The organism is Shewanella sp. Iso12, from assembly GCF_012030025.1.
GTDB classification, from domain to species: Bacteria; Pseudomonadota; Gammaproteobacteria; order Enterobacterales; family Shewanellaceae; genus Shewanella; species Shewanella algae.
Map to the genome: position 1 here is coordinate 452,082 of NZ_JAAUHW010000001.1, position 25,623 is coordinate 477,704.

Consider the following 25,623-nt stretch of genomic DNA (forward strand, 5'->3'; position numbering starts at 1 on the left):
GGTTAACTGCTACAAGCCTGTTTTTGTTGAACTTTACAAGTCTCAACTGGTTTACTAATCACAGCTGAGCAACTGCTTGTCTTGAAGTTTTGTTAGCGCAAAACGGCCCCATAGGTATTCCTATGGGGCTTTTTCGTCTCTGCAGCCATTAAAGAGTGATTCCAGCCTTAGTCCGGCTTTAGCCTGTTAAGCGCTGTAAAGCCTGCATTTTGACACTTCAATACATAAGAATATATTGAACAAAGTGCAACCTATTGATGATTTAAAGTTTTTACTGTAGGGCAAAAGTTAAATAAAAAAGGCGGGTTATAAATACCCGCCTTTTTTTACCCTTTATGGGATGATTTTTAACCTTATCCCAACTTCACTCTGGCGTTACGGAACATTCTCATCCAAGGGCTGTCTTCACCCCAGTTTTCCGGATGCCAGGAGTTGGCGACTGTGCGGAACACCCGCTCAGGGTGAGGCATCATGATGGTGACTTTGCCATCCAGGCTACAGATCCCGGACAAGCCGTTGGGCGAGCCGTTGGGGTTCTGTGGATACAAGCTGGCCACCTCACCTTTACCATTGACATAACGCAGCGCCACAGTGCCGCTCTGCTCGGCAGCCGCCATGGCGGCAGCTGAAGCAAACTCGGCACGCCCTTCCCCGTGGGAAACGGCAATCGGCATTCTGGAGCCGGCCATACCGCTGAAGAACAGCGATGGGCTTTGCTGCACTTCCACCAGGCTAAAACGCGCTTCAAAGCGTTCAGAGCGGTTACGGACAAAGTGCGGCCAATGCTCGGTACCCGGAATGATCTCCTTGAGGTTGGAGAGCATCTGGCAACCGTTACAAACACCCAGAGCAAAGCTGTCGGCACGCTCGAAGAAGCGGCTGAAGTCCTCACGGGCACGGCTGTTGAACAGGATGGACTTGGCCCAACCTTCACCGGCGCCCAATACATCACCGTAAGAGAAGCCACCACAGGCCACCAGCCCCTGAAACTCTTCCAGGCTGATACGGCCACTGAGGATATCCGACATATGCACATCGCGGCTTTCAAAACCGGCACGCTCGAAGGCGGCTGCCATCTCGATATGCGAGTTGACCCCTTGCTCACGCAAAATCGCCATCTTGGGCGCAGCGCCCTTGAGGATATAAGGAGCAGCAACATCTTCTGCCGGATCAAAGCTTAAGTTAACCGTCAGGCCGGGATCGGTTTCATCCAGCTTGAGGTCAAACTCTTCACGGGCACACTCAGGGTTGTCCCTGAGCGCCTGCATTCTGTAGGTGGTTTCAGACCAGAGCTTACGCAGCTCGGTACGTGAAGCACTATAAATTTCAGCACATTGATCCTGGATACGGATGCGGCCATCGTCGCTCAGCTCTGCTATCGGATGACAATCCACACCGGCATCAGTGTAAGCCTTGATAATCTCGGCGGCTTGGTCTTTGCTCACCTGCAGCACGGCGCCCAACTCTTCGTTGAACAGGCGCGCCAGGGCGCTGCCGGCCAGCGCAGAAATATCCACATTCAGGCCAGTGTGACCGGCGAAGGCCATTTCCACCAAGGTGGTGAACAGACCGCCGTCACTCTTGTCGTGGTAAGCCAGCAAGCTCCGCTCGGCCACCAACTGCTGAGTCACCTCGAAGAAAGCTTTCAATACGGCTGCCTGATCCAGATCCGGCGCGATATCGCCAAGCTCACCGAACACCTGCGCCAGGCAGGAACCGCCCAGACGAGTCTTGCCCTTGGCCAGATCGGCCAGCAACAATACAGTTTCGCCCTTGTCGGTACGCAGCTCAGGAGTCACGGTATTGCGAATGTCGCGCACCGCACCGAAGGCAGAGATGATCAGCGACATAGGTGCGGTAACCGCCTTCTGCTCGCCCTTGTCTTCCCAGGCGGTCTTCATCGACATCGAGTCTTTGCCCACGGGAATGGTCAGTTCAAGCTCAGGGCACAGCTCTTCACCCACTGCCTTGACCGCCTCATAGAGGCCGGCATCTTCACCCGGGTGACCGGCTGCAGACATCCAGTTGGCCGACAGCTTAATGCGCTTCAGTGAGCCGATATCGGCACCGGCCATGTTCAGCAAGGATTCGGCCACGGCCATCCGCGCCGAGGCGCCAAAATCCAGCAAGGCCAGCGGAGTGCGCTCGCCCATGGACATGGCTTCGCCCACATAGCTGTCGAACGAGGCGGCGGTAACGGCGCAATCCGCCACAGGTACCTGCCAGGGGCCGACCATCTGATCGCGGTTCACCAAGCCGGTTACCGTGCGATCGCCTATGGTGATCAAGAAGCTCTTGTCGGCAACGGTTGGCAGAGTCAGCACCCGCTTAACGGCTTGTGCGAGATCGATGGAAGCTTCATCCAGCGCCGCAGACTGCGCCTTTTGACTCACTACATCACGGCTCATCTTCGGTGGTTTGCCCAGCAAGACTTCCAGCGGCAAGTCGATAGGCTTGTTGTCAAAGTGCTCGTCGCTCAGGCTCAGGTGCTGCTCGGCAACCGCCTCGCCCACCACGGCAAATGGCGCACGCTCGCGCTCACAAATGGCGGCGAAGGTATCCAGGTTTTCGGCTGCCACAGACAGCACATAACGCTCCTGGGATTCGTTACACCAGATCTCCAGCGGGCTCATGCCTGGCTCATCGGAAGGCACGTTACGCAGCTCAAACTTACCGCCGCGACCGGCATCGCTGACCAGCTCAGGGAAGGCGTTGGACAAACCACCGGCGCCCACATCGTGAATAAACTGGATAGGGTTGGCATCGCCCATCTGCCAGCAGCGGTCGATAACCTCCTGACAGCGGCGCTCCATTTCCGGGTTTTCCCGCTGCACCGAGGCAAAGTCCAGATCTTCACTGGACTGGCCGGACGTCATGGAGGAAGCCGCGCCGCCGCCAAGGCCAATGTTCATCGCCGGGCCACCCAGTACAATCAGCTTGGCGCCTAAGGAGATCTCCCCTTTCTGTACGTGCTCTTCACGAATGTTGCCAAGGCCGCCGGCCAGCATAATAGGCTTGTGATAACCGCGCACCTCGACACCGTTGTGGCTGCAAACCTGCTGCTCATAGGTGCGGAAGTAACCCAGCAGGGCCGGACGACCGAATTCGTTGTTGAAAGCGGCGCCGCCCAGAGGGCCGTCGATCATGATGTCAAAGGCAGTCACAATCCGGTCCGGCTTGCCGTAGTCGCCTTCCCAAGGTTGCACAAAGCCCGGGATCTTGAGGTTGGATACGCTGAAGCCGGTCAAACCCGCCTTGGGCTTGGAGCCGCGGCCGGTAGCGCCTTCGTCACGGATTTCACCGCCCGAGCCGGTGGCAGCACCAGGATAAGGACTGATGGCGGTCGGGTGGTTGTGGGTCTCCACCTTCATCAGAATATGCATCGGCTCTGTGTGATAGCGATAAACGCCGTCACTGTCGGGGAAGAAACGCCCGGCTTCAAAACCTGTCATTACTGCGGCGTTGTCTTTATAGGCCGACAACACATAGTCCGGGGTCTTCTCATAGGTATTCTTGATCATCTTGAACAGCGACTTGGGCTGCACTTCGCCGTCAATGGTCCAATCGGCGTTGAAGATCTTGTGACGACAGTGCTCTGAGTTCGCCTGGGCGAACATCATAAGTTCAATGTCGTTGGGGTTGCGCTCAAGGCGCAGGAAATTGGTGACCAGGTAGTCGATTTCATCATCGGCCAGGGCCAGGCCCATTTCGCGGTTGGCGATTTCCAGCGCCCGGCGGCCTTCGCCGAGAATGTTGACGCTGACAAAAGGCTTGGGCTCAGTGCGGGCAAACAGCACATCGGCCGCTTCAAAGCTGTCCAGTACCACTTCCATCATGCGGTCGTGCAGCAGCGCCTTGAGGCTCTTGAGCTGTTCGCCGCTCAGAGCGTCGGATTCCACATAATAAGCCAGACCGCGTTCCAAACGTTTTACCTGCTTGAGGCCGCAGTTTTGGGCGATATCGGTGGCTTTGGAAGACCAGGGAGAAATAGTACCGGGACGGGGAGTAACAAAAAGGAGAGTGCCTTGGGGCTCGTGGGATTCGATGGCCGGACCGTAGGTTAGAATCTTACTCAACTGCACTTGGTCATCGGGGTTGAGCGCTTCGCTCAGATAAGCCAAATGAACATATTCGGCATAGATTTGCTTTACCGGAAGCTGGGCGGCTTCACAGGCCTGCATCAGCTTTTGCACTCTGAATGCCGAGAGTGCGGGGGCTCCGCGGATGATCTCCATCACGTCTTATCACCTTATTATTTATAATTACAGGGTCAGAGGTGGCGCTATTATAGGTAAATGCGCCCTACAAATCACCTCAGACTTTGCTTAAAACAGTGTTTCCTGTGATATAAAGTAATCCTATGGGGTAATATACCCTCCGGTGCCTGCCCCCATGGTTCAATCATGGGGATACCAGGCCTGCAACCAAGACGCAATTTATTGAATTTATTTGTAAATTAATCAAACAAAAGGAATAACCCCTATCTCAGCGGCAAACCACAGGCTAAGGGCTTTTACCGATAGATAATGAAACGATTCACCGCGACTCTCACCCTGATAATCTTGCTGGCAGGCTGCCGGCAAGCTGTCGTGGATGAAACTCAGGTAATCCCTGCGGTGAATGAGGCCAAGGAACTCAGGGTTGGCACCCTCTATGGCCCACAAATCTATGTTTCTTCCACCCAGGGCAGTGCCGGGTTTGATTATGAGATGGCGGCGCGTTTCGCCGACTTTCTCGGCAAGCCGCTGGAGATGAAGCCCTATGGCAATATCAATGAGCTCTACCAGGCGCTGAAACAAAACGAGATAGATTTGATTGCCGCCGGGCTGTCGGATACCCGTAGCCGCAGACAACAGTTTCGTCTCGGGCCACCGCTTTATCGGGTCAATCAGGTGATGGTCTACCGCGCCGGCACCCCTGTCCCCAAAGATCTCAACGCCCTGGATGCACCTGTTACTGTGATAGCCGACTCGTCGTTTGTGGAAACCCTGAACCGACTCAAGGCAGATAATCCCAACCTTGAGTGGCAACAGGTCGCAGATAAGGATAATGAAGAGCTACTGAGCATGATAGCCAGCGGCGAACTCAGCTACACCATTTCAGATTCCACCAGCATCAATATCAATCGCCGTTTTATGCCTGAGCTGAGATCCGGCCAGGTGCTGGAGCAGCAACAGGCTGTGGTCTGGCTGTTGCCACCCCGGGGAAGCGATCAACTGATGAGCCAACTGCTGCGTTTCTGGCACCAGGAACAAAGAGACGGCACGCTGGAACACTTGGTGGAAAAGTACTTCGGCCATGTCAAACGTTTCGACTATGTTGACACCCGCGCTTTTATCCGCGCGGTCGACAGCAAGCTGCCCAAGTACCGCCATCTGTTTGAAACCTATGCCGGTGAACTCGACTGGCGCAAGCTGGCCGCCACCAGTTATCAGGAGTCGCACTGGAACCCCAGGGCCCGCTCACCGACCGGCGTGCGCGGCATGATGATGCTGACCCTGGCAACCGCCAAACAGTTGGGAGTGGAGAATCGCCTCGATCCCGAGCAGAGCATCCGTGGCGGTGCCCGCTATCTGAGCGACATTTTGGTGCGCCTGCCTGAGTCTATTCCGGAGGAGGAGCGGATGTGGTTTGCCCTCGCCTCTTACAACATAGGCTATGGCCATGTGGAGGATGCCCGTAAGTTGGCACAGGCCAAAGGCCTTAATCCCAGTGCCTGGAAAGATCTCAAGCAGGTATTACCCTTGCTGCAAAAGCGCAAATACTACCAACATACCCGCTATGGCTATGCCAGAGGCAACGAGGCGGTGCATTATGTCGACAGCATTCGCCGTTACTACGACACTCTGGTGTGGATAGACAATCAGGCCAAACTGGAAGCCCTGGCCAGGGAGCAGGCTCAGGAAGAGGCTGCACAAAGAGAAGCGGAATCCCAGGCCGGGGAAGAAACCGAACTCAGCGGTGCCCAGCCCAACTGAAAACCCCGCACACGACTCATTTTCGCGCCAAACAGTCTTGCTTTGATGCGCTGCCCGCCATTTGGGGCTGGCGCAAGCTTAAATAAGCTGTTAGCTTGTCATTGATGCCAAAAAACTAACAAAGACATCTGAATAAACTAAGGTAAGCTTATGAAAAGAAAGACCATTAACAATGCAATGGCCCGTCGCCGCAGCCTGGTTAAAACCCGTCACAAACGCATTCTCAACCGTCACAAACTCTTCTTCAGTTTTCTGCAGCAGGCGGATTAAGCTTCCTTGCCTGCTTCAATGTCTTCTGCTCCTGTCTGCGTCGCCTGAAAAAGGCGCTCAACTGTTCGCTGCACTCCTGTTCCATCACCCCGGCACTGACCGCCAACTTGTGATTGAACAGGGGATGACGCACCAGATCCAGCACTGAACCGGCCGCGCCTGTCTTGGGATCCGCAGCCCCGTACACCAGTCTCCCCACCCTGGCATGCACCATGGCACCGGCGCACATGGCGCAAGGCTCCAGCGTCACATAGAGGGTAGTATCCAGCAGACGGTAGTTTTCCAGTTGACTGCCCGCCTGCCTGAGGCAGAGGATTTCTGCATGGGCACAGGGGTCGTTGGCGGCAATAGGTTGATTCCAGCCGCAGGCAATAAGCTGGTCATCTTTGACCAGCACCGCCCCTACCGGCACTTCCCCGAGGGCCTCAGCCTTTTGCGCCATCTCCATGGCCAACTGCATCCAATGTAAGTCGCGATTCTCTGTCATTTTACCCATCCGTTCTCAATGCGGCGCCAGTATAACTGGCATGAATACCAGTACCAAATCCGAGATCCGCGGATATCGACTCTTTCGGCGCCTGCATGCGGCATAGACTCAAGGCCGCTCCAGGATCCTCGGGCCCGCGCCTTCCTGACCCAGCACATCATCTGGGTTTCTGAGTGGACATTCGGCCAGCGATAAACAACCGCAGCCTATGCAGCTGTCCAGCTCGTCCCGCAGCCGGGTCAGCTTCTTGATCCTCTCATCCAGCGAGGCCCTTAACTCGGCGGAAATGGTCCGCCACTGCGCCGCCGTCAACTTGGCGTTGGTGCCGTATTTGGCCAGTGCCTGCTTTATCTCCTCCAGCGGCACTCCGGTGCGCTGCGCCACCTTAATGATGGCAATCAACCTAAGCACAGTCGAGGGAAAGCGCCGCTGGTTGCCACTGCTGCGCTGGCTGCTGATAAGCCCTTTGGACTCATAAAAGTGAATAGTGGACACCGGTACCCCACTGCGTTTGGCGACCTGGCCTATGGTCAGAGCACCGCGGGATGACACTTCGTCATCATTTTCAGGTTCGGCAGTAAATTTTGTGTTCATTGACTATTGACCTCAAGTTAACTTGAGGTTTTATAGTGCCGCCGAAGGAATAAATCAACCCCCGCCAAGGATGGCCCCTTTACATAAACGACAAAAAACACAGGAAACTTGTCGCTATCATGATCAACAAATCCCTATCTCTGATGCTTGGCCTTTCGCTGCTTCTCGGCCTGGGTCTTACCTACGGCCTGAAAGCCGATGATGAGGCTGACAGTGGCGGCCATGGTTATGGCCCTGTGGCTGTGTCATTGGCCAGCGTGCAACAAATCAGCCTGCCACAGCAACTCGACGCCGTTGGCGAACTTGAAGCCGCGGCCCAAATCGCCGTCGCTGCCGAGACATCTGGCCGGGTAACGGCGCTGCACTTCGACTCGGGGCAACAGGTTAAAGCCGGTGAACTCTTGGTGCAGCTCAATGATGCGGTGGAGCAAGCCGAACTGTTGCAGCAAGAGGCGCAGTTACTGGCAGCCGAGAGTGCCTATCGGCGTCTCGTTAGCCTGGCCGCCGATAATCTGGCCTCCAGGGAAGCACTGGACAATGCCCTGGCCGAGCGCGATATGGCCCGCGCGGCTGTCGCCCGAACCCAGGCTCTGATAGCCCAAAAGGCCATCAAGGCCCCCTTCTCCGGTACCTTGGGGATCCGCAAAATTCACTTGGGCCAATACCTTGGCGCCGGTGAAACCATCGCCCAATTGGTGGATGACAGTCAGCTCAAAATCAACTTTGCGATCAGCGAAGCCCAGGCCGATAAACTTGAGCTTGGGCAGACATTGCAACTCTGGACAGACTTACGCCCCAATGAAAGCTGGCCCGCCAAACTGAGCGCCATAGAGCCGATTGTCGGCAGCTCACGAATGCTGCAACTGCAGGCGATATTGCTGCCAAAACCTATTGATGGCGAGCCTGATGATAAAGAGCGAGTCGACGACAAGCCTGCCGAAAAAGCGGCCAGCTATCCAAGCCAGAAGAATGGTGCTGCCAAGCTGAGAGCCGGCATGTTTGCCCGCGTAGCCTTGGAAAAGTCCAGACGCCAGGCGCTGATGATCCCCGAGAGCGCCATCACCTATAACACCTGGGGCGAAACCGTGTTTCGGGTCGATGCCGGAGAACAAAGCCTCACGGCCCACAAAGTGGCAGTTAAAACCGGCCAACGTCAGAATGGCTGGGTCGAGGTCATCTCCGGCCTGTCGCTTGATCAACTGGTGGTCACCTCCGGGCAGCTCAGGCTGAGCGATGGCGTCCAGGTCAGCAGCACGGGCCAGGACAGCCTCACCGCAGCGCTGCTTTATCAGAGCAAGGGGCAATCACAATGAGATTCACCGACCGTTTTGTCGAGCGTCCGGTGCTGGCACTGGTGGTCAGCAGTCTTATCCTGTTGCTGGGGCTGTTCTCCGTCGGCAAGTTGCCGGTGCGCCAATATCCGCAGCTGGAAAACGCCACTATCAGTGTGACAACCCAATATCCCGGCGCCTCGGCCGAGCTGATGCAAGGCTTTGTGACCCAGGTGCTGACTCAGGCGCTGTCATCAGTGGAGGGCGTCGATTTTATCTCCTCATCCTCCACCCAGGGCCGCAGTCAAATTCAACTCAGAATGACACTCAACAGTGACTCCACCCAGGCTCTGACCGAAGTGATGGCCAAGGTCAGTGCCGTGCGCTACAAATTGCCCAAGGATGCCTTCGATCCTGTTATCGAGCGCTCCTCGGGTGAATCCACCGCCGTGGCTTATGTCGGTTTTGCCAGTGACAGCCTGAGCATTCCGGCCCTGACCGACTATCTGTCGCGGGTGGTCGAGCCCAGATTTGCCAGCATTACCGGTGTGGCCAAGGTCCAGCAGTTTGGCGGTCAACAACTGGCGGTGCGCCTGTGGCTCGACAGCGACAAGCTTGCCGGACGAGGCCTGACGGCCGCCGATGTGGCCGATGCGCTGCGTCGCAACAACTTTCAGGCCGCTCCCGGTGTGATCAAGGGCCAGTTTGTTGTCGCCAATATTAAGGTGAATACCGATATCACTGATGTCGCAGCCTTTCGCGAGCTGGTATTGAAAAACGATGGGCGGGACTTGGTACGCCTCGGTGATGTCGGCACTGTGGAACTGGGCGCCGCTTCCAAAGAAAGCAGCGCCTCCATGGATGGTCAGGCAGCTGTGCATCTGGGGCTATTTGCCACCCCCAAGGGCAATCCTCTGATCATAGTGGATGGCATTCGCAAGCAGTTGCCGGAGATCCGCAAAACCTTGCCGCCGGGTGTTCGGGTGGAGCTTGCCTATGAAAACGCCCGCTTTATTCAGGCATCCATAGATGAAGTGCTGCGCACCTTGCTCGAAGCACTGTTGATAGTTGTGCTGGTGATCCTCTTGTGTCTCGGGTCGCTGCGCTCTGTGCTGATCCCCATAGCCACCATTCCCCTATCCATGCTCGGCGCCACTGCACTGATGCTGGCCTTTGGTTTCAGCATTAACCTGCTCACTCTCTTGGCCATGGTGCTGGCCATAGGCCTGGTGGTGGATGACGCCATTGTGGTGGTAGAAAACGTCCACCGCCATATCGAAGAGGGGAAACATCCGGTCGCAGCGGCCCTGATAGGCGCCCGCGAAGTGGCCGGCCCTGTGATAGCCATGACCATTACTCTGGCGGCGGTTTATGCCCCCATAGGCTTGATGGGCGGCCTCACCGGCAGCCTGTTTCGTGAGTTTGCCCTGACCCTGGCCGGTGCTGTACTTGTCTCCGGTATTGTCGCCCTGACCTTATCGCCGGTGATGAGCTCAATGTTGCTGCAACCTAAGCAGAGCGAAGGCCGACTGGCCCGCGCCGCCGAGCATTTTTTCGAGCGCTTGGGCGATAGCTATGGCCGTTTGCTGAAATGGTCACTCGCCCACAGAACCCTTAGCTTGGGCTTCGCCCTGCTGGTAATGCTTGCACTTCCATGGCTCTATTTGCAGCCGCAGCGGGAATTGGCCCCCACGGAAGATCAGGCCGGCGTATTAACCGCCATTAAGGCGCCGCAACATGCCAATCTCGAGTATGCTGAGCACTTCAACCGGCAGTTGGATCAAATATTTACCCGGATCCCGGAAACCCAGGGTACCTGGATAATCAATGGCACCGACGGCCCGGCGGCCAGTTTCGGCGGTATCAATCTCAGTGACTGGAGTGAACGCAGCCGCGACGCCAGTGCTATTCAGGCCGAGCTGCAGCAACTGGCGGGCACTATCCCGGGCAGCAGTATCTTTGCCTTCCAGTTGGCACCCCTGCCCGGTTCCACCGGCGGGCTGCCGGTGCAGATGGTATTGCGCTCCCCCGGCGCTTACCCCGAGCTTTATCAAACCATGGAGCAAATCAAGCAGGCGGCGCGCCAGAGCGGTTTGTTTGTCGTGGTGGACAGCGATCTGGATTACAACAACCCAGTGGTGCAACTCAGTGTCGACAGGGCCAAGGCCAACAGCTTAGGGGTGAGGATGCAGGATATCGCCGAGTCATTGGCGCTGCTGGTAGGCGAGAACTATGTCAATCGCTTCGCCATGGATGGCCGCGCCTATGATGTGATTCCCCAAAGCCTGAGGGAACAACGCCTCTCGGCCGAAGAGCTTGGCAAACAGTATGTACGCAGCACTGATGGCACTCTGGTGCCCCTCTCCAGCTTGGTCACACTCGAGCGAGGAGTCGAGCCAAACCGTCTGAGTCAGTTCGGCCAGCAAAATGCCGCCACCTTGCAGGCGATTCCAGCGCCGGGAGTCAGCATGGGGCAAGCTGTGGCCTTCCTCGAGCAGCAGCTTGCAGCACTGCCCGCCGACTACAGCCATGACTGGCAGTCTGACTCGCGCCAATATGTGCACGAAGGCAACAGTTTGGCCTTTGCCTTTATCGCTGCACTGCTGATCATCTATCTGGTGCTGGCGGCGCAGTATTAAAGCCTGATTGACCCGCTTATCATTCTGATCACTGTGCCTTTGTCCATCTGCGGCGCCCTGCTGCCACTGGCGCTAGGGTTGACCACTCTCAATATCTACACCCAGATAGGGTTGGTCACTCTGATAGGCCTTATCAGTAAACACGGTATTTTAATGGTGGAGTTTGCCAACGAGCTGCAACAGCAAAAACAGTTGAGCCGTCAACTGGCGATACTGGAAGCCGCCAGGATCCGCCTGCGGCCGGTGCTGATGACCACGGCCGCCATGGTATTTGGGCTTATCCCCATGCTGTTTGCCAGCGGCGCCGGTGCCGCCAGTCGTTTCGGTCTGGGCCTGGTGATCGTTTCCGGCATGTTGATAGGCACGCTGTTTACCCTGTTTATATTGCCGACCATCTACACCCTGCTGGCACGGGACCATACCCGCATAGATGAAAGACAGCAGCAGTTGGCGCCTGTATTGCAGAGCCAGTAACTCGGGCTCGCTATAGAAAGACCAAACTGCCCGCGATTGCGGGCAGTTTATTATTCGCTGCGCTCCTTAACTTCACCGCATTCGATTTTGCGGCATGACGATTCCTTAGCCTTGTGCTTCCTGAGGCTGGTCCGCTTTATCTTTGGCTTCCCTGCGCCGTTTCAATTCGGCTCGCATCCAGGCAGCCGATTCGGCCATATCCCGCCTGAGCTCGGCTATCTCCTCATCCGTGAGCCGCCGAACCAGCGGCTCATCTCGCTGAGATATTGAGTTTGGCTTTGCCGTTTCCTGCTGTTTGCTCATGGTCATTATTCCTTTTTCTGGAGCAGGTCCATGTCTCCAAGAGTTTATCTTGCAAGCCAATAAAACCAAAGGGCCCCATTCACTCGGTAAAAGTGAATGGGGCCCTAAATCAGTTCTCTTTATTCCGCTCTCTTTAACAAGCTAAGGTTGCGGCATGGCACACAAGAGGCTGTTAGCGGAGGATCATCTGCGCCCGCTCCGGGCCGACAGAGATCATTTTTACCGGTACGCCCATCAGCTCTTCAACCCGCTGCACATACTTTTGCGCCGCCAGAGGCAGGCTCTCAAAGGTGCGGCAAGCCGTGATGTCTTCGCTCCAGCCTTCCATCTGCTCATAAACCGGCGCCAAGGCTGAGGTTTGTGGCCAAATCGGGTTTTCGCTGTGATCGCCCTGATAATCGATGCAGATTTTCAGATCCTGCATCCCACTCAAACAATCCAGCTTGGTCAGCGCCACTTCGGTAGCTGCCTGCAGCTCGACACCATTACGGGTGGCCACGGCATCGAAATAGCCCATATCACGGGGACGCCCGGTTACCGCGCCATACTCATTGGCGGCTTCGCGGAAGCTGTCCTGCTCTTCCATGGCGGTGATCAAGGTGCCGGTTCCCACTGATGAGCTGAAGGACTTGGCTACGGCAATCACCCGCTCGGGGCGCAGTGCCGGTAAACCACTGCCGAGACCGGCATAAGCGGCGGTCACGTTGGAAGATGTAGTCCAAGGGTATTCACCGTAAACCAGGTCACGACCCGCGCCCAACTGGGCTTCAAACAACAGGTTTTCATCTTTTGCCTGCAGCGCTTTCAGTGGCTCGCTCACGTTGCAGATGGCATCACGCCAAGGGGCAGACACTTCCAGCAACCAGGCTGTCATCTCTTCTGCGGTTTGCGAAAATTCAAAGGAGGGGTACAGCGCCTTGAGCTGCGGCAGTTTCCAGTCCAGCATAAACTGGATACGTTCACGCAGTACTTCAGGCTGCTTCAACCAACCCACCAGAATGCCTTTTTTCATTACCCGGTCACCGTAAGCCGGGGCAATGCCCTGGCGGGTAGAACCGTAAGCGCCGTCACCGAGACGCTCTTCTTCCAGAGTATCTTCAATGGCGTGGATTGGCAGGCACAGAGTCGCCCGGTCGGAAATGCACAGATTGACATTGACTCCGGCGGCTTTTACCTCGGCAATCTCTTCGGAAAGTGGCGCCGGGCTTATCACCATGCCGGGGCCCAATACCGCCAAACAACCAGGATTGAATACGCCGCTAGGCAGTTGATGTAGTTTGAATGTACCAAAGTCATTCACAACTGTGTGGCCGGCATTGTTGCCGCCCTGAAAACGTATACTCGCCGCTGCGCTATCTGCCAGATAGTCCACGATACGGCCTTTACCTTCATCACCCCAGTTTGCACCAACTACAACGATAGACGACATTTCCAGTTCTCCTAAACAAAAACCTGTCTATCCTATGACCACTGCATAAATAAGAAAAATTAATAATCATTATTGGCTTGATAAGAAATCCATATCGGGATATTTTGCATCGGAATCGAAGATAGCGGGCAATTGTCGTGACCAAGGCCATGATTAAGGCCATGACTAAGACCAAGGCCAAGCCGCCAACCATAAAGCGCCTGCCCCAAAGCTGCAAAAGTACCGCTTAAAAAACTCTTAAAGAGGCTGCTATGCTCGAACTCCACTGGCTTAAAACCTTTGTCACCCTGGCCCGCCTGGAACACTTCGGCAAGGCGGCCAATGAGCTGCATATGACTCAACCCAATGTCAGCTTGCATATCAAACAGTTGGAGCAAACTACCCGAGTAAAGCTGATTGAGCGTAATCCATTTCGGCTGACCCAAGCCGGTGAGCGCTTGCTAAGGAGTGCGCACAACACCCTGATGGAGCTGCAAAGTTGCCAGGCCGATCTCAACGCCATCAATGATCTGTGCCAGGGCACCATGACCATAGCCGCCAGCGATATTATTTCCAGATGGCTGCTGATAGGCCCGTTTCAATCGTTCAAAACCGAATTCCCCGGAATCGACCTGACTCTGCTGAATACCACCTCCTCACAGGCGGCAGACCTGGTAAAAAGTGCCAAGGCAGATCTCGGCTTTGTGATGGCGCAAAAAGAGAGTCAGCCGCTGCATTTTACCGAGCTGAAACAAGTGAAATGGTACGCCTTGGGCAATGATCTCAAGGCCTGGCAGAGAGGAAAAGTCCCCAGCCCGCAGGAAGCACCGACCTTGATACTGCTGGGACACGACACCCGCACCCGGGATCTGATTGACCCGGCACTGCCTGAGCTCAAACTGCCGGAATACCGCATCATGGAAGTGGGCAGCGTGGATGCCCAAATCGACTGGGCCGAAGCCGGCTTCGGCATCGCCATAGTGCCGGACTTCGCCCTGCACCCGAAACTCAATTTGCAGTCCAGCATTACCCCACTGCCCAGCTTCCCTTCCGCCAGCCTGGGTTACATAGTGCGCCAGAACCAGGTGCTATCCAAAGCCATCAAGAAACTGCTCCATTGGGTGGATGAAGAGATATTGCAGTCGCCGAGTGTGGGTTAACTGTGTGAAGGTAACAGGCATTCAACGACTTCCGGCTGCAGGGAAACTTAACAAGCCGGCGTCAGATGGGAAAATAACCATTGACGCCATAGCCATTTGTTATGCTTGCCTTTTCGCCATTGGATGCTCAGGATTCAACTGAAGTAAATCCCAAAGGTTGCCATACAAATCTTTAAATACCGCTACCGTACCGTAATCCTGCTCTTGGGGTTCACGTACAAACTCGATACCTACTGACTGCATACGCTCGTAGTCTCGCCAAAAGTCATCGGTATTCAAGAAAAGGAATACACGACCACCCGCTTGATTACCAATGAAGTCTAATTGCTCAGGTTTTGAAGCCCTTGCCAACAACAAAGCCACTCCGTGGGAATTGGGCGGCGCAACTACAACCCAGCGCTTATCCTGCTCTGGTTGGTAAGTGTCTTCAATAAGCTCAAATTGAAGCTTATTGGTATAAAAATCGATTGCTTCATCGTAGTCTTTTACTACCAGTGCAATATGGACAATGTTCTGTTTCATCTTCTTATTCTTACCTTATATGCTGAACTGACTTGGACATGATGTAACCCCAGATTTTATCCCCTCATATTCCTGCAGCAGGGGAACCAATGAACCCTGTCGGCTTATACCTTATAAATTGGGTAATCGATATAACCTTGTTCACCACCACCATATAAAGTTAGCCTTGCATCTGCATCGAACTCAGCCAATGGCCAGTCATGGGTAAAACGGGCAACCAAGTCCGGATTGGTCACAAAAGGCGTACCAAAGGCAACAAAGTCGGCATACTGTTTGTCGAGTAAGCTCTGCGCTGTTTGCTTGGTCAGCTTGCCCGCCACCATAATAGGATTGCTATATACACTGCGAACCTGGCGACGAAATGCCTCGGGTACTACCGAGTAACGGGAGATATTCTCCGAAAAGTGCACATATGCAAGATTCATCGGCTGCAACTTTTCCAGCAAGGCCAACGTCAAGGGCACGATTTCCGGGTCCTCGCCGGCAAAGCCTTCGTTAACATAAGGGGATAAACGTACAGAGACCTTGCCTGCGCCAATCGCCTCACAGAGTGCCTGTAGCGTTTCCAACAAGAAACGCATCCGATTCTCTTGATTGCCGCCATATTGATCTTGTCGTTGATTACTTTCCAGTGTCGAACAGATAACCATGTGCGGCGTGCACTTCAACGCCATCAAACCCCGCCTCGATTGCATTTTGGGCTGCTTGCACAAAATCTGCGGTAGTGGCTTTAATCTCTGCTTCTGTCATCGCTTTTGGTTGTTGTGTTGCCACCATACCGAAGCCGCCTTCAGCCAACGGGCCAAACACCTGATCTGGAATGCTAATCGCCGATGGTGACAAAGGTTGCGAGCCGGCGATATTAGCATGGCTGCGACGCCCCACATGCCAAAGTTGAACAAAGATTTTTCCCCCTTGCTGATGGACAGCTTGAGTGACTTTTTTCCAGCCTTGGATCTGCTCAGGGGTATAAATCCCGGGGGTCATCGAATAGCCTCTCGCGATGGCTGAAACCGGTGCTCCCTCGGTAATAATGAGCCCGGCACTGGCGCGTTGCCGATAATACTCAGCCATCATCTCATTGGGAATGTCTCCCGGTTGAGAAGTACGTGAACGTGTCATGGGAGCCATGACGATGCGATGGTTGGTCTTTAATACTTGACCATGGAATGCTGTTAACATGCTACCCCCTATGCCTGATAACTTGGATAATCAATGAGCCCTGCTTCACCGCCCCCAAATAGGGTGTTGGGATCATGTTCAGCCAAGGGATAGCCCCGTCGTAACCGCTCCGGCAGATCTGGATTGGCAACAAAAGGCCGACCAAAACCTATCATATCGGCCAGGCCAGCGTTAATGGCTTGCTCTGCCTTCTCCAAGTTATAGCGTCCGGCATAAATCAACACTCCTTGATAGGCTTCACGGAGCGCTTGCTTGAACGAAAGCGGTGTATCGGGTGCATCGTCCCAATCCACTTCGGCAATATGCAAATAAACAATACGATGTCGATTGAGTAGTGCAGCAGCAGCGGTATAGGTTTCAATAGGCTTTGCATCGACTGTGCCGTTGAGTGTAGTCAGCGGTGCCAGACGCACCCCGACGCGATCTGCCCCAATGGCGTCAACCAATGCCGTAACCACTTCATCAAGAAAACGAAGACGGTTTTCAAGGTTGCCACCGTACTCATCACCACGATTGTTTGCTTCGGAATCAATAAACTGGTTAATCAAGTAACCATTGGCGGCATGTAATTCAATGCCATCAAAACCGGCTTCAACAGCATTGAGCGCTGCTTGACGATAATCAGCGATAACTTGCTCTATATCGGCCTTTGTCATTGCCCTGGGCTGAACCACATCGACAAAACCGGGTTTGTCGCTGCCATTATCGACGAACACTCTCACGTTCTCAGCCTTAATGTCTGATGACGAAATAGGCTGCAAACCACCAATATTGTCCGGGTGAGTCACTCTCCCCACATGCCACAACTGCGCAAAAATCGCACCGCCTTTGGCATGTACAGCCTCAGTCACTCTGCGCCAACCGGCGATCTGCTCGGGAGTGTAGATCCCCGGCGTCCACGCATAACCTTTGGCCATGGCGGAAATCTGTGTACCCTCTGAGACAATCAAGCCCGCACCGGCACGCTGCGCATAATAGGTTGCCATCATCTCGTTGGCCACATCGCCTGGTTGACTGGCTCTTGAGCGCGTCATAGGTGGCATGACAACTCGGTTGTTGAGCAGTAGCTCACCCAGCTTGATCGATTGAAAAAGTGATTGCGTCATAGAAAAGCCCTCTCATGTGATGGCCGGCATAGTAACAAACCCAAAGAGAGGCATTGAGAGCAATAAAGACAAATCATTTTTGCCATATACGCAAAAATCACCAAGTAACATGAAAGCCCAATGCCAGATAAGGAAAAGCATTCGACTCCCTTGAACCATGAAAGGTACAAATAACGTTAGGGAAGACTGGATTACCGCCGACGCAAACCGCAAAGAGAGCTTGCCCAAATCCGAATCATAGCGTCAATTTAGGCTGAATAAAGTCAATAAAAGCAGAGATACGCTTGGCAACATTGGAGGATTTATAATAAACGGCATTAATCTGCTCTCGTCCTATATTGGTGATTTTTTCCCTCTCCAATAACGGGATTAAACGTCCCTCACTGATATCTTTCTTCACCATAAATCCCGATAAGCAAGCGATACCATTGCCCTGTAATGCCAGTTGCCTCACCGTTTCACCGTTACTCGATGTTATTGTTGGGGTGATACGACCAATCCCTTTGAGCGGCCAATCGTTAAGGGTTTTAGGGCTGGAAAAACCCAGTAAATCGTGATGAATAAGCTCACTGCTTTTATTGATAAATCCGCGTCTTGCGAGGTACTCAGGCGAAGCGACAACATAGAGCAAACTCTTACCGAGCGGCCGTGCGTGCAGAGTCGAATCGCTTAAAGAACCTATTCGAATCGCTAGATCTGTTTTCTTTTCCAACAGATCAACAAATCCTTCGTTGGATGTCAGTTCCAGTTCAATATCCGGAAAGGCTTGCATAAAGGGCTGGATAAGCGGCACCAGTTGGTGAAACACAAATGGACTTGCGGCATCGACGCGTAAACGCCCCTTGGGTAATGTCCCCCTGGTGATAATCTCTTCTTCTGCTTGCTGAATTTGCGACAAACCAAGACGAACTGTATCAATAAACTGCCGTCCCTCCTCGGTTAATTCTATGCGGCGCGTAGTACGATTGAGTATTGAAACCCCAAGCTGACTCTCAACCTTACTTACCGCCCTTGAAACCCGCGAGACCTGGATATCCAAAAGCTCAGCTGCCGGAGAAAAGCCACCATTGTCTACAACCGCCAGCAGTATTGCCAAGTCATCGGAGCGTGTTTTCATCACTCTTACCTAAATACATCACAAGAATTTTTTCATTTATAGCAAATATCACCGGCTAAAACAGTTATTTTTGACAAACTGATTTCTACGGATAATGCTCGCAAACGCCGGGGGCCTCCTTGGGTATCGTGCCCATAGGCAGCAAAAAAGGCGCCGAAGCGCCTTTTTTAACCACTATCCCGAGAAGGTTTATTCCCACTCAATCGTTGCCGGTGGCTTGCCTGAGATGTCGTACACCACGCGGGAGATGCCGTCGATTTCATTGATGATGCGGTTGGATACCCGGCCGAGGAAGTCGTACGGCAGGTGAGCCCAATGGGCAGTCATAAAGTCGATGGTTTCCACGGCGCGCAGAGACACAACCCAGTCGTACTTGCGGCCATCGCCCATTACACCTACGCTGCGAACCGGTAGGAACACCGTGAAGGCCTGGCTGACACGGTCGTACAGTTCGGCTTTACGCAGCTCTTCGATGAAGATGGCATCGGCGCGACGCAGCAGATCGCAGTACTCTTTCTTGACTTCGCCGAGTACCCGTACACCCAGGCCTGGGCCAGGGAATGGGTGGCGATAAAGCATGTCGTAAGGCAGGCCCAGCTCCAGGCCAATCTTGCGTACTTCGTCTTTGAACAGTTCACGCAGCGGCTCAACCAGCCCAAGCTCCATATCTTCCGGCAGGCCGCCGACGTTATGGTGTGACTTGATCACATGGGCCTTGCCTGTGGCGCTGCCGGCAGACTCGATAACATCAGGGTAGATGGTGCCCTGGGCCAGCCACTTGGCGTTAACGCACTTACCGGCTTCTTCGTCGAAGATTTCCACGAATACCCGGCCGATGATCTTGCGCTTGGCTTCAGGGTCGTTTTCGCCTTTGAGGGCATTGAGGAATCTGTCTTCGGCTTCAACCTTGATGATGTTGAGACCGAAGTGGTCGCCGAACATCTCCATCACTTGCTCGCCTTCGTTCAGACGCAGCAGGCCGTTGTCGACAAACACACAGGTAAGTCTGTCGCCGATGGCGCGGTGCAGCAACATGGCGGTAACAGAGGAGTCAACCCCACCGGAAAGCGCCAGGATCACTTCGTCGTCACCTATCTGCTTTTTCAGGCGCTCAACGGCGTCTTCGATGATGGAAGCGGGTTTCCACTTGGCTTCACAGCCACAGATTTCCAGTGCGAAATGCTCCAGCATGCGCTTGCCCTGACGGGTATGGGTCACTTCAGGGTGGAACTGCACGCCGTAGAAACCTTTGGCTTCATTGGCCATGGCGGCGAAAGGGCAGGTTTCGGTCTTGGCAACCGCGACAAAGCCTTCAGGGATGGCCGAGACCTTGTCACCGTGGCTCATCCATACATCCAGCAATGGACGACCAGCTTCGTTAACGGCATCTTCGATGTTCTTGAACAGTGCAGATTCGGCCAGCAGTTCGATTTGCGCGTAACCGAACTCGCCCTCGCCTATGCCCTGGATAACTTTGCCGCCCAGCTGTTCGCTCATGGTCTGCATGCCGTAGCAGATACCCAGTACAGGCACGCCTGCGTTAAACACATACTCAGGGGCACGGGGAGAATTGTCGGCGGTGACACTCTCGGGACCACCGGCCAGAATAATGCCCTGAGGGGCAAACTCGCGGATCTGCTCTTCACTGACATCCCAGGCCCAGAGTTCACAGTAGACGCCAATTTCGCGGATACGACGGGCAATCAGCTGGGTATACTGGGATCCGAAATCAAGGATCAGTATCTTGTGCTCATGAATATTGCTCATTGATAACCTTTATCTCTTTAGTTTGATTGCAGTGCCTGCCGTAACAGGCACAGTTTTTATCTGCTTATAAACCAAGGGCGACACTCATGCCGCCCCGAATTTGTTAAACGCCTGAACGGTAGTTCGGCGCTTCTTTGGAGATAGTCACATCGTGAACGTGGGATTCGCCCATACCGGCAGAAGTCACCTTGACGAACTGGGCCTTTTCACCCAATTCCTGAATGGTGGCGCAGCCTGTCAGGCCCATACAGGAGCGCAGACCGCCCATGTACTGATGGATAATCTCTTTGATTTTGCCTTTGTAGGGAACACGGCCTTCGATACCTTCCGGTACCAGTTTGTCGGCAGCGTTGTCGCTCTGGAAGTAGCGATCGGAAGAGCCCTGAGACATGGCACCCAGTGAGCCCATGCCGCGGTAAGACTTATAGGCACGGCCCTTGTAGAGTTCAGTTTCACCTGGAGACTCGTCGGTACCGGCAAACATGGAACCGGCCATGATGCAAGATGCACCGGCGGCCAGCGCCTTGGCCAGATCGCCCGAGAAGCGGATACCGCCATCGGCAATCACAGGGATACCCAGATGCTTAACGGCAGCAGCGGCATCGGAAACCGCAGTGATTTGCGGTACACCCACACCGGTAACGATACGGGTAGTACAGATGGAGCCAGGGCCAATACCGACTTTAACGGCGTTCACACCGGCTTCTACCAGCGCCAGGGCACCTTCGGCGGTCGCCACATTGCCGCCAACGATTTGCAGATCAGGATACTTGGCACGGGTATCGCGAATACGCTGCAGTACCCCTTCAGAATGGCCGTGGGAAGAGTCAATCAAGAGTACATCGACACCGGCTTTTACCAGTGCATCAACACGCTCTTCGTTACCGGCACCGGCACCAACAGCGGCACCAACACGCAGACGACCCAGCTCATCTTTACAGGCATTGGGCTTACGCTCGGCTTTCTCAAAGTCTTTAACAGTGATCAGGCCCTTGAGCTGGAATTCATCATTCACAACCAGCACTTTTTCAATGCGGTTGGAGTGCATCAGCTTTTGTACTTCATCCAGCTTGGTGCCTTCAGGTACTGTCACCAAACGCTCTTTCGGGGTCATGATTTCAGAAACCAGGCGGTTGGTATCGGTCACGAAGCGCACGTCACGGCCGGTGATAATACCCACCAGTTCGTTGGCGTCATTGATTACCGGATAGCCGGCAAATCCGTTCTTTGCAGTTAATACCTTAAGCTCGGCCAGTGTCGTGGAAGGCTTCACTGTCACAGGCTGTTGAACCACACCTGCTTCATAGATCTTCACTTTACGAACTTCTTCGGCCTGCTGTTCAATACTCATATTCTTATGAATAAAGCCCAAGCCGCCTTCCTGCGCCATGGCGATTGCCAGACGGGCTTCGGTCACTGTGTCCATTGCAGCGGACACCAGGGGGATATTCAGTTCGATTTTGTCGGTCAGACGGGTCTTGAGATTGGCGGTATTAGGGAGAACGGTCGAGTGGGCTGGAACCAGCAGCACATCGTCAAAGGTAAGCGCTTCTTTAATTAATCGTAGCATTGCAACATCTCCCCGGGGGTCAGATTTGAAGGTGAAATATTGCGGCGGCATTATACCTTGCAACCCCGGGGTGGTAAATGGGAAAATAGAGAAAAATTCCAATTTGAACGCAAATTCCATGCCAGAGCCCAAAAAACAGGTATATACCGTCTCCCGCCTCAATGCCGAAGTTCGCGCCTTGTTGGAGGGAAACCTCGGCAGAATTTGGCTCAATGGTGAAATTTCCAACTTTGCCAGCCCAAGCTCGGGCCATTGGTATCTGACGCTCAAGGACAATCACTCACAAATTCGCTGCGCCATGTTCCGTGGCCGCAACCAGAATGTGACCTTTCGCCCGACCAACGGCCAGCAAGTGCTGGTGCGGGCAGCCCTGAGTGTGTATGAGCCAAGGGGCGATTACCAACTGCTTATCGAAACCATGCTGCCTGCCGGTGATGGCCTGCTGGCGCAGCAGTATGAAGCGCTGAAGCTGAAGCTAGCGGCCGAAGGCCTGTTCGCCGCCGATACCAAGCGGCCACTGCCGGCCAATATCCAGCGCATTGGGGTGATAACCTCCCCCACAGGCGCCGCCATTCGCGATGTACTGCATGTGCTGAAACGCCGCGATCCCTCCATCGAAGTAGTGATCTACCCCTCACAGGTTCAGGGCGGTACCGCCGCCAACCAGCTTATTGAGGCGCTCACACTAGCCAACCAGAGGCTGGAAGTGGATCTGTTACTGCTGACCCGCGGCGGTGGCAGCCTGGAAGATATGTGGTGTTTCAACGATGAAAATCTGGCTCACGCCATCTACAACAGTGCCCTGCCGGTGATTTCGGCGGTGGGCCATGAAGTGGATACCTGTATCAGTGACTATGTCGCCGATCTGCGTGCCCCTACCCCATCGGCCGCCGCCGAGCTGGTATCCCAGGATGTCGACAACAAGCGGCAAAAGCTGACCACGGCCATGGCCAGGCTGCGCCAGGGCTGGCAACACTGGCACTTGGCCAAACGCCAACAGCTGTCGCTGCTGGATCACAAGTTGCAGCGCCAGGATCCCAAGCGGCGGCTGGAGCAGCTGGTACAGCAGTTTGATGAGCAGCAACTGAGAATGACGGCCGCCATCAACAATCGTCTGCACCGGCTGGAGCACAGACAGCTGCAGCTCAAGAGCCGCCTCGAAGCCCAGAGCCCGGCCCACAAGCTGAGCCTGGAAGCCAGCAGGTTGAATTATCTCGGTCAACAGTTGCAGGACGCCATGGCCGATAAACTGAAAGAGGCTAAGGCACGCCTGGGTGCCAGCGCCCATTCGCTGGAGAGCGTCAGCCCGCTGTCGACCCTGTCCAGAGGTTACAGCATCAGCAAGAACGAAGCCGGTAAAGTCCTGGAAAACAGCCAGAACGCTGTGGTCGGCGAGCAAATGCGCACCCAATTGAAACAGGGTGCGCTGCTCTCAAGAATTGAAGCCATTATTGAGGACTGAATCCAGCTGTGCTGATTGGACAAACTTCTATACCCACGGCTTGCAACATTGAGGTGTACAACATTTTGGGCTCGACTTACAGAGCCTCCACATAGCGAACGAAATTGTCCAGTATCGCTTGCCAACCCTGACGCTGCATCTCTTCAGAGTTGGTCTTTTCGGCCTCAAAGGCTTCGCTGATAAGCACTCCGGCGTCAGTTTGCTTAAACTCTGTGGTCACTACCCGACCATCGTCCATGATGAACTCCAGTAGACTGCCCGGGACTATCCGGCTGTAGACACCGCCAAAATCAAATCCCACGCTACCATCCTTAGCTTCCATTCTTGAGCTCAAGCGACCACCTTGGCGTAAATCCACCTCGCAACTGACGGTATGCCAGTCGTCAGAGGCCGCATTCCAACGGCAGATATGCTCAGGGTCATTCCAGGCTCGCCATACCAACTCGGGGTCAGCCTTGGCCAAGGCATTCACTTTGATGATCATAGTGCAGCTCCTTTTGCATTGATTCGGGCGTTTATGAGTATAGCCACAGAGACTCAATATGCCTTTGAATACCCGGTTCAATACTCCCAAGTTCAACACTCCCCCAGTTCAACACTCAGGGCATTGCCCCCTGTGTGAGCCCCGCACTGAAGCTGCTTGACCCATTTGCAATCGCAGCCTGGCTATGAGTTTGATATGCCAAATGCCAAAGAGCGCTCACCGGACTCTCCCCAAAGATTGACGGTCGGAAACAACAAAGCCGGGTTAAACCCGGCTTTGTTTTGCGAAAATCCTATCAGGATTTCTTGTTCTTGATGTGCGCCATCATCCGCTTGCGGCGTCTTTCCTGGCTCAGGGTCAGTTTCTCCCCCTTGCCTTCAAAGGGGTTGGCCCCCTCCTGGAAGCGCAGCTGAATGGGCGTACCCACAACCTTCAACGAGCGGCGGTAGTAGTTCATCATATAGCGCTTGTAGGAATCCGGCAGCTTGGATACCTGGTTGCCGTGTACCACCACGATAGGCGGGTTGTAACCACCGGCGTGGGCATACTTGAGCTTGACCCGGCGACCATTGACCAGAGGTGGCTGATGGTCGTCCTGCGCCATCTGCATGATCTTGGTCAGCAGCGAAGTGGATACCCGTCTGGTAGCACTGTCGTAAGCTTCTTCGATGGACTCATACAGATGACCCACGCCTGTGCCATGCAGCGCCGAGATAAAGTGAATGCGGGCAAAGTCGATAAAGCCCAGACGACGATCCAGCTCACTCTTGACCCTTTCCTTGACGTCATTGTCTATGCCGTCCCACTTGTTGACCGCAATCACCAGCGCGCGGCCGGCGTTGAGGGCAAAGCCCAGCAAGCCAAGGTCCTGCTCGGCGATACCTTCACGGGCATCGATAACCAAGAGCACCACGTTGGCGTCTTCAACCGCTTTCAGGGTTTTAATCACCGAGAACTTTTCAACGACTTCATGTACCTTGGCGCGGCGACGCACCCCGGCTGTGTCTATGATGACGTACTCGCGGCCTTCACGCTGCATCGGAATATAGATGGAGTCACGGGTGGTGCCCGGCTCATCATAAACCACCACCCGCTCCTCACCGAGGATACGGTTGGTCAGGGTCGATTTGCCCACGTTGGGCTTGCCGATAATCGCCAGTTTGATAGGCAGGTCCTGCAGTCTGGCCTGTTCGGCTTCGGCTTCCTCTTCTGTGTATTGACGCTCGTCGACCTTCTCTTCCTCGGGTGCATCGGGGTTAATCCCCATCGCCTCGGCAAAAGGAGCCAGCGCATACTCAATCATATTGGTAACGCCGCGACCGTGAGCCGCCGCCATCTGATACACCTCACCCAGGCCCAGGGCCCAGAATTCGGCGCAGGCGGAGTCGGCATCGATACCGTCAATCTTGTTGGCCACCACGAAAGTGGTCTTTTGCCGGCTGCGAAGATGTTGGGCTATGGCCTGATCGGCCGCGGTCAAACCGGCGCGGGCATCTGTCAGAAACAGCACCACATCGGCTTCTTCGATAGCCGCCAGCGATTGCTCGGCCATCTTGGTTTCTATGCCTTCTTCGGTGCCGTCAATACCGCCGGTATCCACCAGGATGAATTCGTAACCTGACAGATAGGCACGACCGTATTTACGATCCCGCGTCAAGCCTGGGTAATCCGCCACCAGTGCATCACGGGTGCGGGTCAGACGATTGAACAGGGTCGACTTACCGACATTGGGTCGCCCTACCAGGGCCACTACAGGAATCATCTTTTTGCCTCTTTAAAACTTCTCAATAAAAAGCCCCCGGAACGCACTCCCAGGGGCTTGGCAGTAT

The 25,623-nt window shown here is 54.5% G+C and carries 18 protein-coding genes and 1 pseudogene; 5 read left to right on the plus strand and 14 right to left on the minus strand.

The window, feature by feature from the left end:
• Nucleotides 1–353 precede the first annotated feature (353 nt).
• A complete protein-coding gene (gene purL / locus HCX89_RS01990; RefSeq protein ID WP_167715144.1) occupies nt 354–4,235 on the minus strand; it encodes a phosphoribosylformylglycinamidine synthase in 3,882 nt (1,293 codons plus the stop codon).
• 291 nt (nt 4,236–4,526) lie between these two features.
• Between purL and mltF the strand changes: the two genes are divergently transcribed.
• The gene (gene mltF / locus HCX89_RS01995) at nt 4,527–5,978 is read left to right on the plus strand and encodes a membrane-bound lytic murein transglycosylase MltF (RefSeq protein ID WP_167714892.1); all 1,452 of its coding nucleotides are present in this window, start codon (nt 4,527–4,529) and stop codon (nt 5,976–5,978) included.
• A 244-nt stretch (nt 5,979–6,222) separates the two neighbouring features.
• Here mltF and tadA read toward each other — a convergent pair whose 3' ends face one another.
• Nucleotides 6,223–6,735 (minus strand): tRNA adenosine(34) deaminase TadA, encoded by a 513-nt coding sequence (tadA, locus tag HCX89_RS02000; protein ID WP_167714894.1) that lies wholly within the window; start codon nt 6,733–6,735, stop codon nt 6,223–6,225.
• A gap of 108 nt (nt 6,736–6,843) precedes the next feature.
• Entirely contained in the window at nt 6,844–7,329 is a 486-nt protein-coding gene (gene soxR, locus HCX89_RS02005; protein WP_044734174.1) for a redox-sensitive transcriptional activator SoxR, read from the minus strand.
• Between the two features lie 119 nt (nt 7,330–7,448).
• On the opposite strand from soxR, the gene HCX89_RS02010 reads away from it, so the two are divergent.
• Both HCX89_RS02010 and HCX89_RS02015 read left to right on the plus strand, forming a co-directional pair.
• On the plus strand, nt 7,449–8,642 hold the full coding sequence (locus tag HCX89_RS02010) for an efflux RND transporter periplasmic adaptor subunit (RefSeq protein WP_144190923.1): 1,194 nt from the start codon (nt 7,449–7,451) through the stop codon (nt 8,640–8,642).
• A pseudogene (locus HCX89_RS02015) lies at nt 8,639–11,713 on the plus strand (MexW/MexI family multidrug efflux RND transporter permease subunit). Before HCX89_RS02010 ends, HCX89_RS02015 begins: the two are co-directional and overlap by 4 nt.
• A 105-nt stretch (nt 11,714–11,818) precedes the next feature.
• Here the strand turns inward: HCX89_RS02015 and HCX89_RS02020 are convergent.
• The gene (locus tag HCX89_RS02020) at nt 11,819–12,016 is read right to left on the minus strand and encodes a hypothetical protein (protein WP_156019951.1); all 198 of its coding nucleotides are present in this window, start codon (nt 12,014–12,016) and stop codon (nt 11,819–11,821) included.
• Between the two features lie 172 nt (nt 12,017–12,188).
• The gene (locus tag HCX89_RS02025) at nt 12,189–13,445 is read right to left on the minus strand and encodes an adenylosuccinate synthetase (RefSeq protein ID WP_025886539.1); all 1,257 of its coding nucleotides are present in this window, start codon (nt 13,443–13,445) and stop codon (nt 12,189–12,191) included.
• 251 nt (nt 13,446–13,696) lie between these two features.
• Between HCX89_RS02025 and HCX89_RS02030 the strand changes: the two genes are divergently transcribed.
• The gene (locus tag HCX89_RS02030; protein ID WP_025009774.1) at nt 13,697–14,584 is read left to right on the plus strand and encodes a LysR family transcriptional regulator; all 888 of its coding nucleotides are present in this window, start codon (nt 13,697–13,699) and stop codon (nt 14,582–14,584) included.
• Between the two features lie 99 nt (nt 14,585–14,683).
• Here HCX89_RS02030 and HCX89_RS02035 read toward each other — a convergent pair whose 3' ends face one another.
• The 7 genes from HCX89_RS02035 to guaB all read right to left on the minus strand — a co-directional run bounded on the left by HCX89_RS02035 (nt 14,684) and on the right by guaB (nt 21,848).
• Nucleotides 14,684–15,106 (minus strand): VOC family protein, encoded by a 423-nt coding sequence (locus tag HCX89_RS02035; protein ID WP_025009773.1) that lies wholly within the window; start codon nt 15,104–15,106, stop codon nt 14,684–14,686.
• Between the two features lie 104 nt (nt 15,107–15,210).
• On the minus strand, nt 15,211–15,687 hold the full coding sequence (locus HCX89_RS23055; protein WP_311044951.1) for a hypothetical protein: 477 nt from the start codon (nt 15,685–15,687) through the stop codon (nt 15,211–15,213).
• A gap of 40 nt (nt 15,688–15,727) precedes the next feature.
• Nucleotides 15,728–16,288, minus strand: a complete 561-nt coding sequence (locus tag HCX89_RS23060) for a hypothetical protein (RefSeq protein ID WP_311044950.1) — start codon at nt 16,286–16,288, stop codon at nt 15,728–15,730.
• Nucleotides 16,289–16,296: 8 nt separating this feature from the next.
• Nucleotides 16,297–17,394, minus strand: a complete 1,098-nt coding sequence (locus HCX89_RS02045; protein WP_167714896.1) for an alkene reductase — start codon at nt 17,392–17,394, stop codon at nt 16,297–16,299.
• 235 nt (nt 17,395–17,629) lie between these two features.
• On the minus strand, nt 17,630–18,511 hold the full coding sequence (locus HCX89_RS02050) for a LysR family transcriptional regulator (RefSeq protein WP_167714898.1): 882 nt from the start codon (nt 18,509–18,511) through the stop codon (nt 17,630–17,632).
• Between the two features lie 189 nt (nt 18,512–18,700).
• A complete protein-coding gene (guaA, locus tag HCX89_RS02055; RefSeq protein WP_028779200.1) occupies nt 18,701–20,278 on the minus strand; it encodes a glutamine-hydrolyzing GMP synthase in 1,578 nt (525 codons plus the stop codon).
• Between the two features lie 103 nt (nt 20,279–20,381).
• Nucleotides 20,382–21,848, minus strand: a complete 1,467-nt coding sequence (gene guaB, locus HCX89_RS02060; protein WP_025009769.1) for an IMP dehydrogenase — start codon at nt 21,846–21,848, stop codon at nt 20,382–20,384.
• Between the two features lie 118 nt (nt 21,849–21,966).
• On the opposite strand from guaB, the gene xseA reads away from it, so the two are divergent.
• Complete coding sequence (gene xseA, locus HCX89_RS02065) at nt 21,967–23,310, plus strand: exodeoxyribonuclease VII large subunit (RefSeq protein WP_107004541.1); 1,344 nt, start codon at nt 21,967–21,969, stop codon at nt 23,308–23,310.
• 76 nt (nt 23,311–23,386) lie between these two features.
• On the opposite strand, the gene HCX89_RS02070 is transcribed toward xseA, so the two are convergent.
• Together HCX89_RS02070 and der are read right to left on the minus strand one after the other, a co-directional pair.
• On the minus strand, nt 23,387–23,794 hold the full coding sequence (locus HCX89_RS02070) for an SRPBCC family protein (RefSeq protein ID WP_044734165.1): 408 nt from the start codon (nt 23,792–23,794) through the stop codon (nt 23,387–23,389).
• Nucleotides 23,795–24,089: 295 nt separating this feature from the next.
• Entirely contained in the window at nt 24,090–25,556 is a 1,467-nt protein-coding gene (gene der / locus HCX89_RS02075; protein WP_039035069.1) for a ribosome biogenesis GTPase Der, read from the minus strand.
• Nucleotides 25,557–25,623 lie beyond the last annotated feature (67 nt).

Excerpts from the sequence above, each read along its gene's own strand:
- HCX89_RS02030 (WP_025009774.1), top strand. The coding sequence starts at position 13,697 with ATGCTCGAACTCCACTGGCTTAAAACCTTTGTCACCCTGGCCCGCCTG.
- HCX89_RS02035 (WP_025009773.1), bottom strand. The coding sequence starts at position 15,106 with ATGAAACAGAACATTGTCCATATTGCACTGGTAGTAAAAGACTACGAT.
- guaB (WP_025009769.1), bottom strand. The coding sequence starts at position 21,848 with ATGCTACGATTAATTAAAGAAGCGCTTACCTTTGACGATGTGCTGCTG.
- der (WP_039035069.1), bottom strand. The coding sequence starts at position 25,556 with ATGATTCCTGTAGTGGCCCTGGTAGGGCGACCCAATGTCGGTAAGTCG.
- tadA (WP_167714894.1), bottom strand. The coding sequence starts at position 6,735 with ATGACAGAGAATCGCGACTTACATTGGATGCAGTTGGCCATGGAGATG.
- HCX89_RS02050 (WP_167714898.1), bottom strand. The coding sequence starts at position 18,511 with ATGAAAACACGCTCCGATGACTTGGCAATACTGCTGGCGGTTGTAGAC.
- HCX89_RS02045 (WP_167714896.1), bottom strand. The coding sequence starts at position 17,394 with ATGACGCAATCACTTTTTCAATCGATCAAGCTGGGTGAGCTACTGCTC.
- HCX89_RS02070 (WP_044734165.1), bottom strand. The coding sequence starts at position 23,794 with ATGATCATCAAAGTGAATGCCTTGGCCAAGGCTGACCCCGAGTTGGTA.
- soxR (WP_044734174.1), bottom strand. The coding sequence starts at position 7,329 with ATGAACACAAAATTTACTGCCGAACCTGAAAATGATGACGAAGTGTCA.
- HCX89_RS02020 (WP_156019951.1), bottom strand. The coding sequence starts at position 12,016 with ATGAGCAAACAGCAGGAAACGGCAAAGCCAAACTCAATATCTCAGCGA.
- HCX89_RS02025 (WP_025886539.1), bottom strand. The coding sequence starts at position 13,445 with ATGTCGTCTATCGTTGTAGTTGGTGCAAACTGGGGTGATGAAGGTAAA.
- purL (WP_167715144.1), bottom strand. The coding sequence starts at position 4,235 with ATGGAGATCATCCGCGGAGCCCCCGCACTCTCGGCATTCAGAGTGCAA.
- HCX89_RS02010 (WP_144190923.1), top strand. The coding sequence starts at position 7,449 with ATGATCAACAAATCCCTATCTCTGATGCTTGGCCTTTCGCTGCTTCTC.
- mltF (WP_167714892.1), top strand. The coding sequence starts at position 4,527 with ATGAAACGATTCACCGCGACTCTCACCCTGATAATCTTGCTGGCAGGC.
- HCX89_RS23060 (WP_311044950.1), bottom strand. The coding sequence starts at position 16,288 with ATGTTAACAGCATTCCATGGTCAAGTATTAAAGACCAACCATCGCATC.
- guaA (WP_028779200.1), bottom strand. The coding sequence starts at position 20,278 with ATGAGCAATATTCATGAGCACAAGATACTGATCCTTGATTTCGGATCC.
- xseA (WP_107004541.1), top strand. The coding sequence starts at position 21,967 with ATGCCAGAGCCCAAAAAACAGGTATATACCGTCTCCCGCCTCAATGCC.
- HCX89_RS23055 (WP_311044951.1), bottom strand. The coding sequence starts at position 15,687 with ATGCGTTTCTTGTTGGAAACGCTACAGGCACTCTGTGAGGCGATTGGC.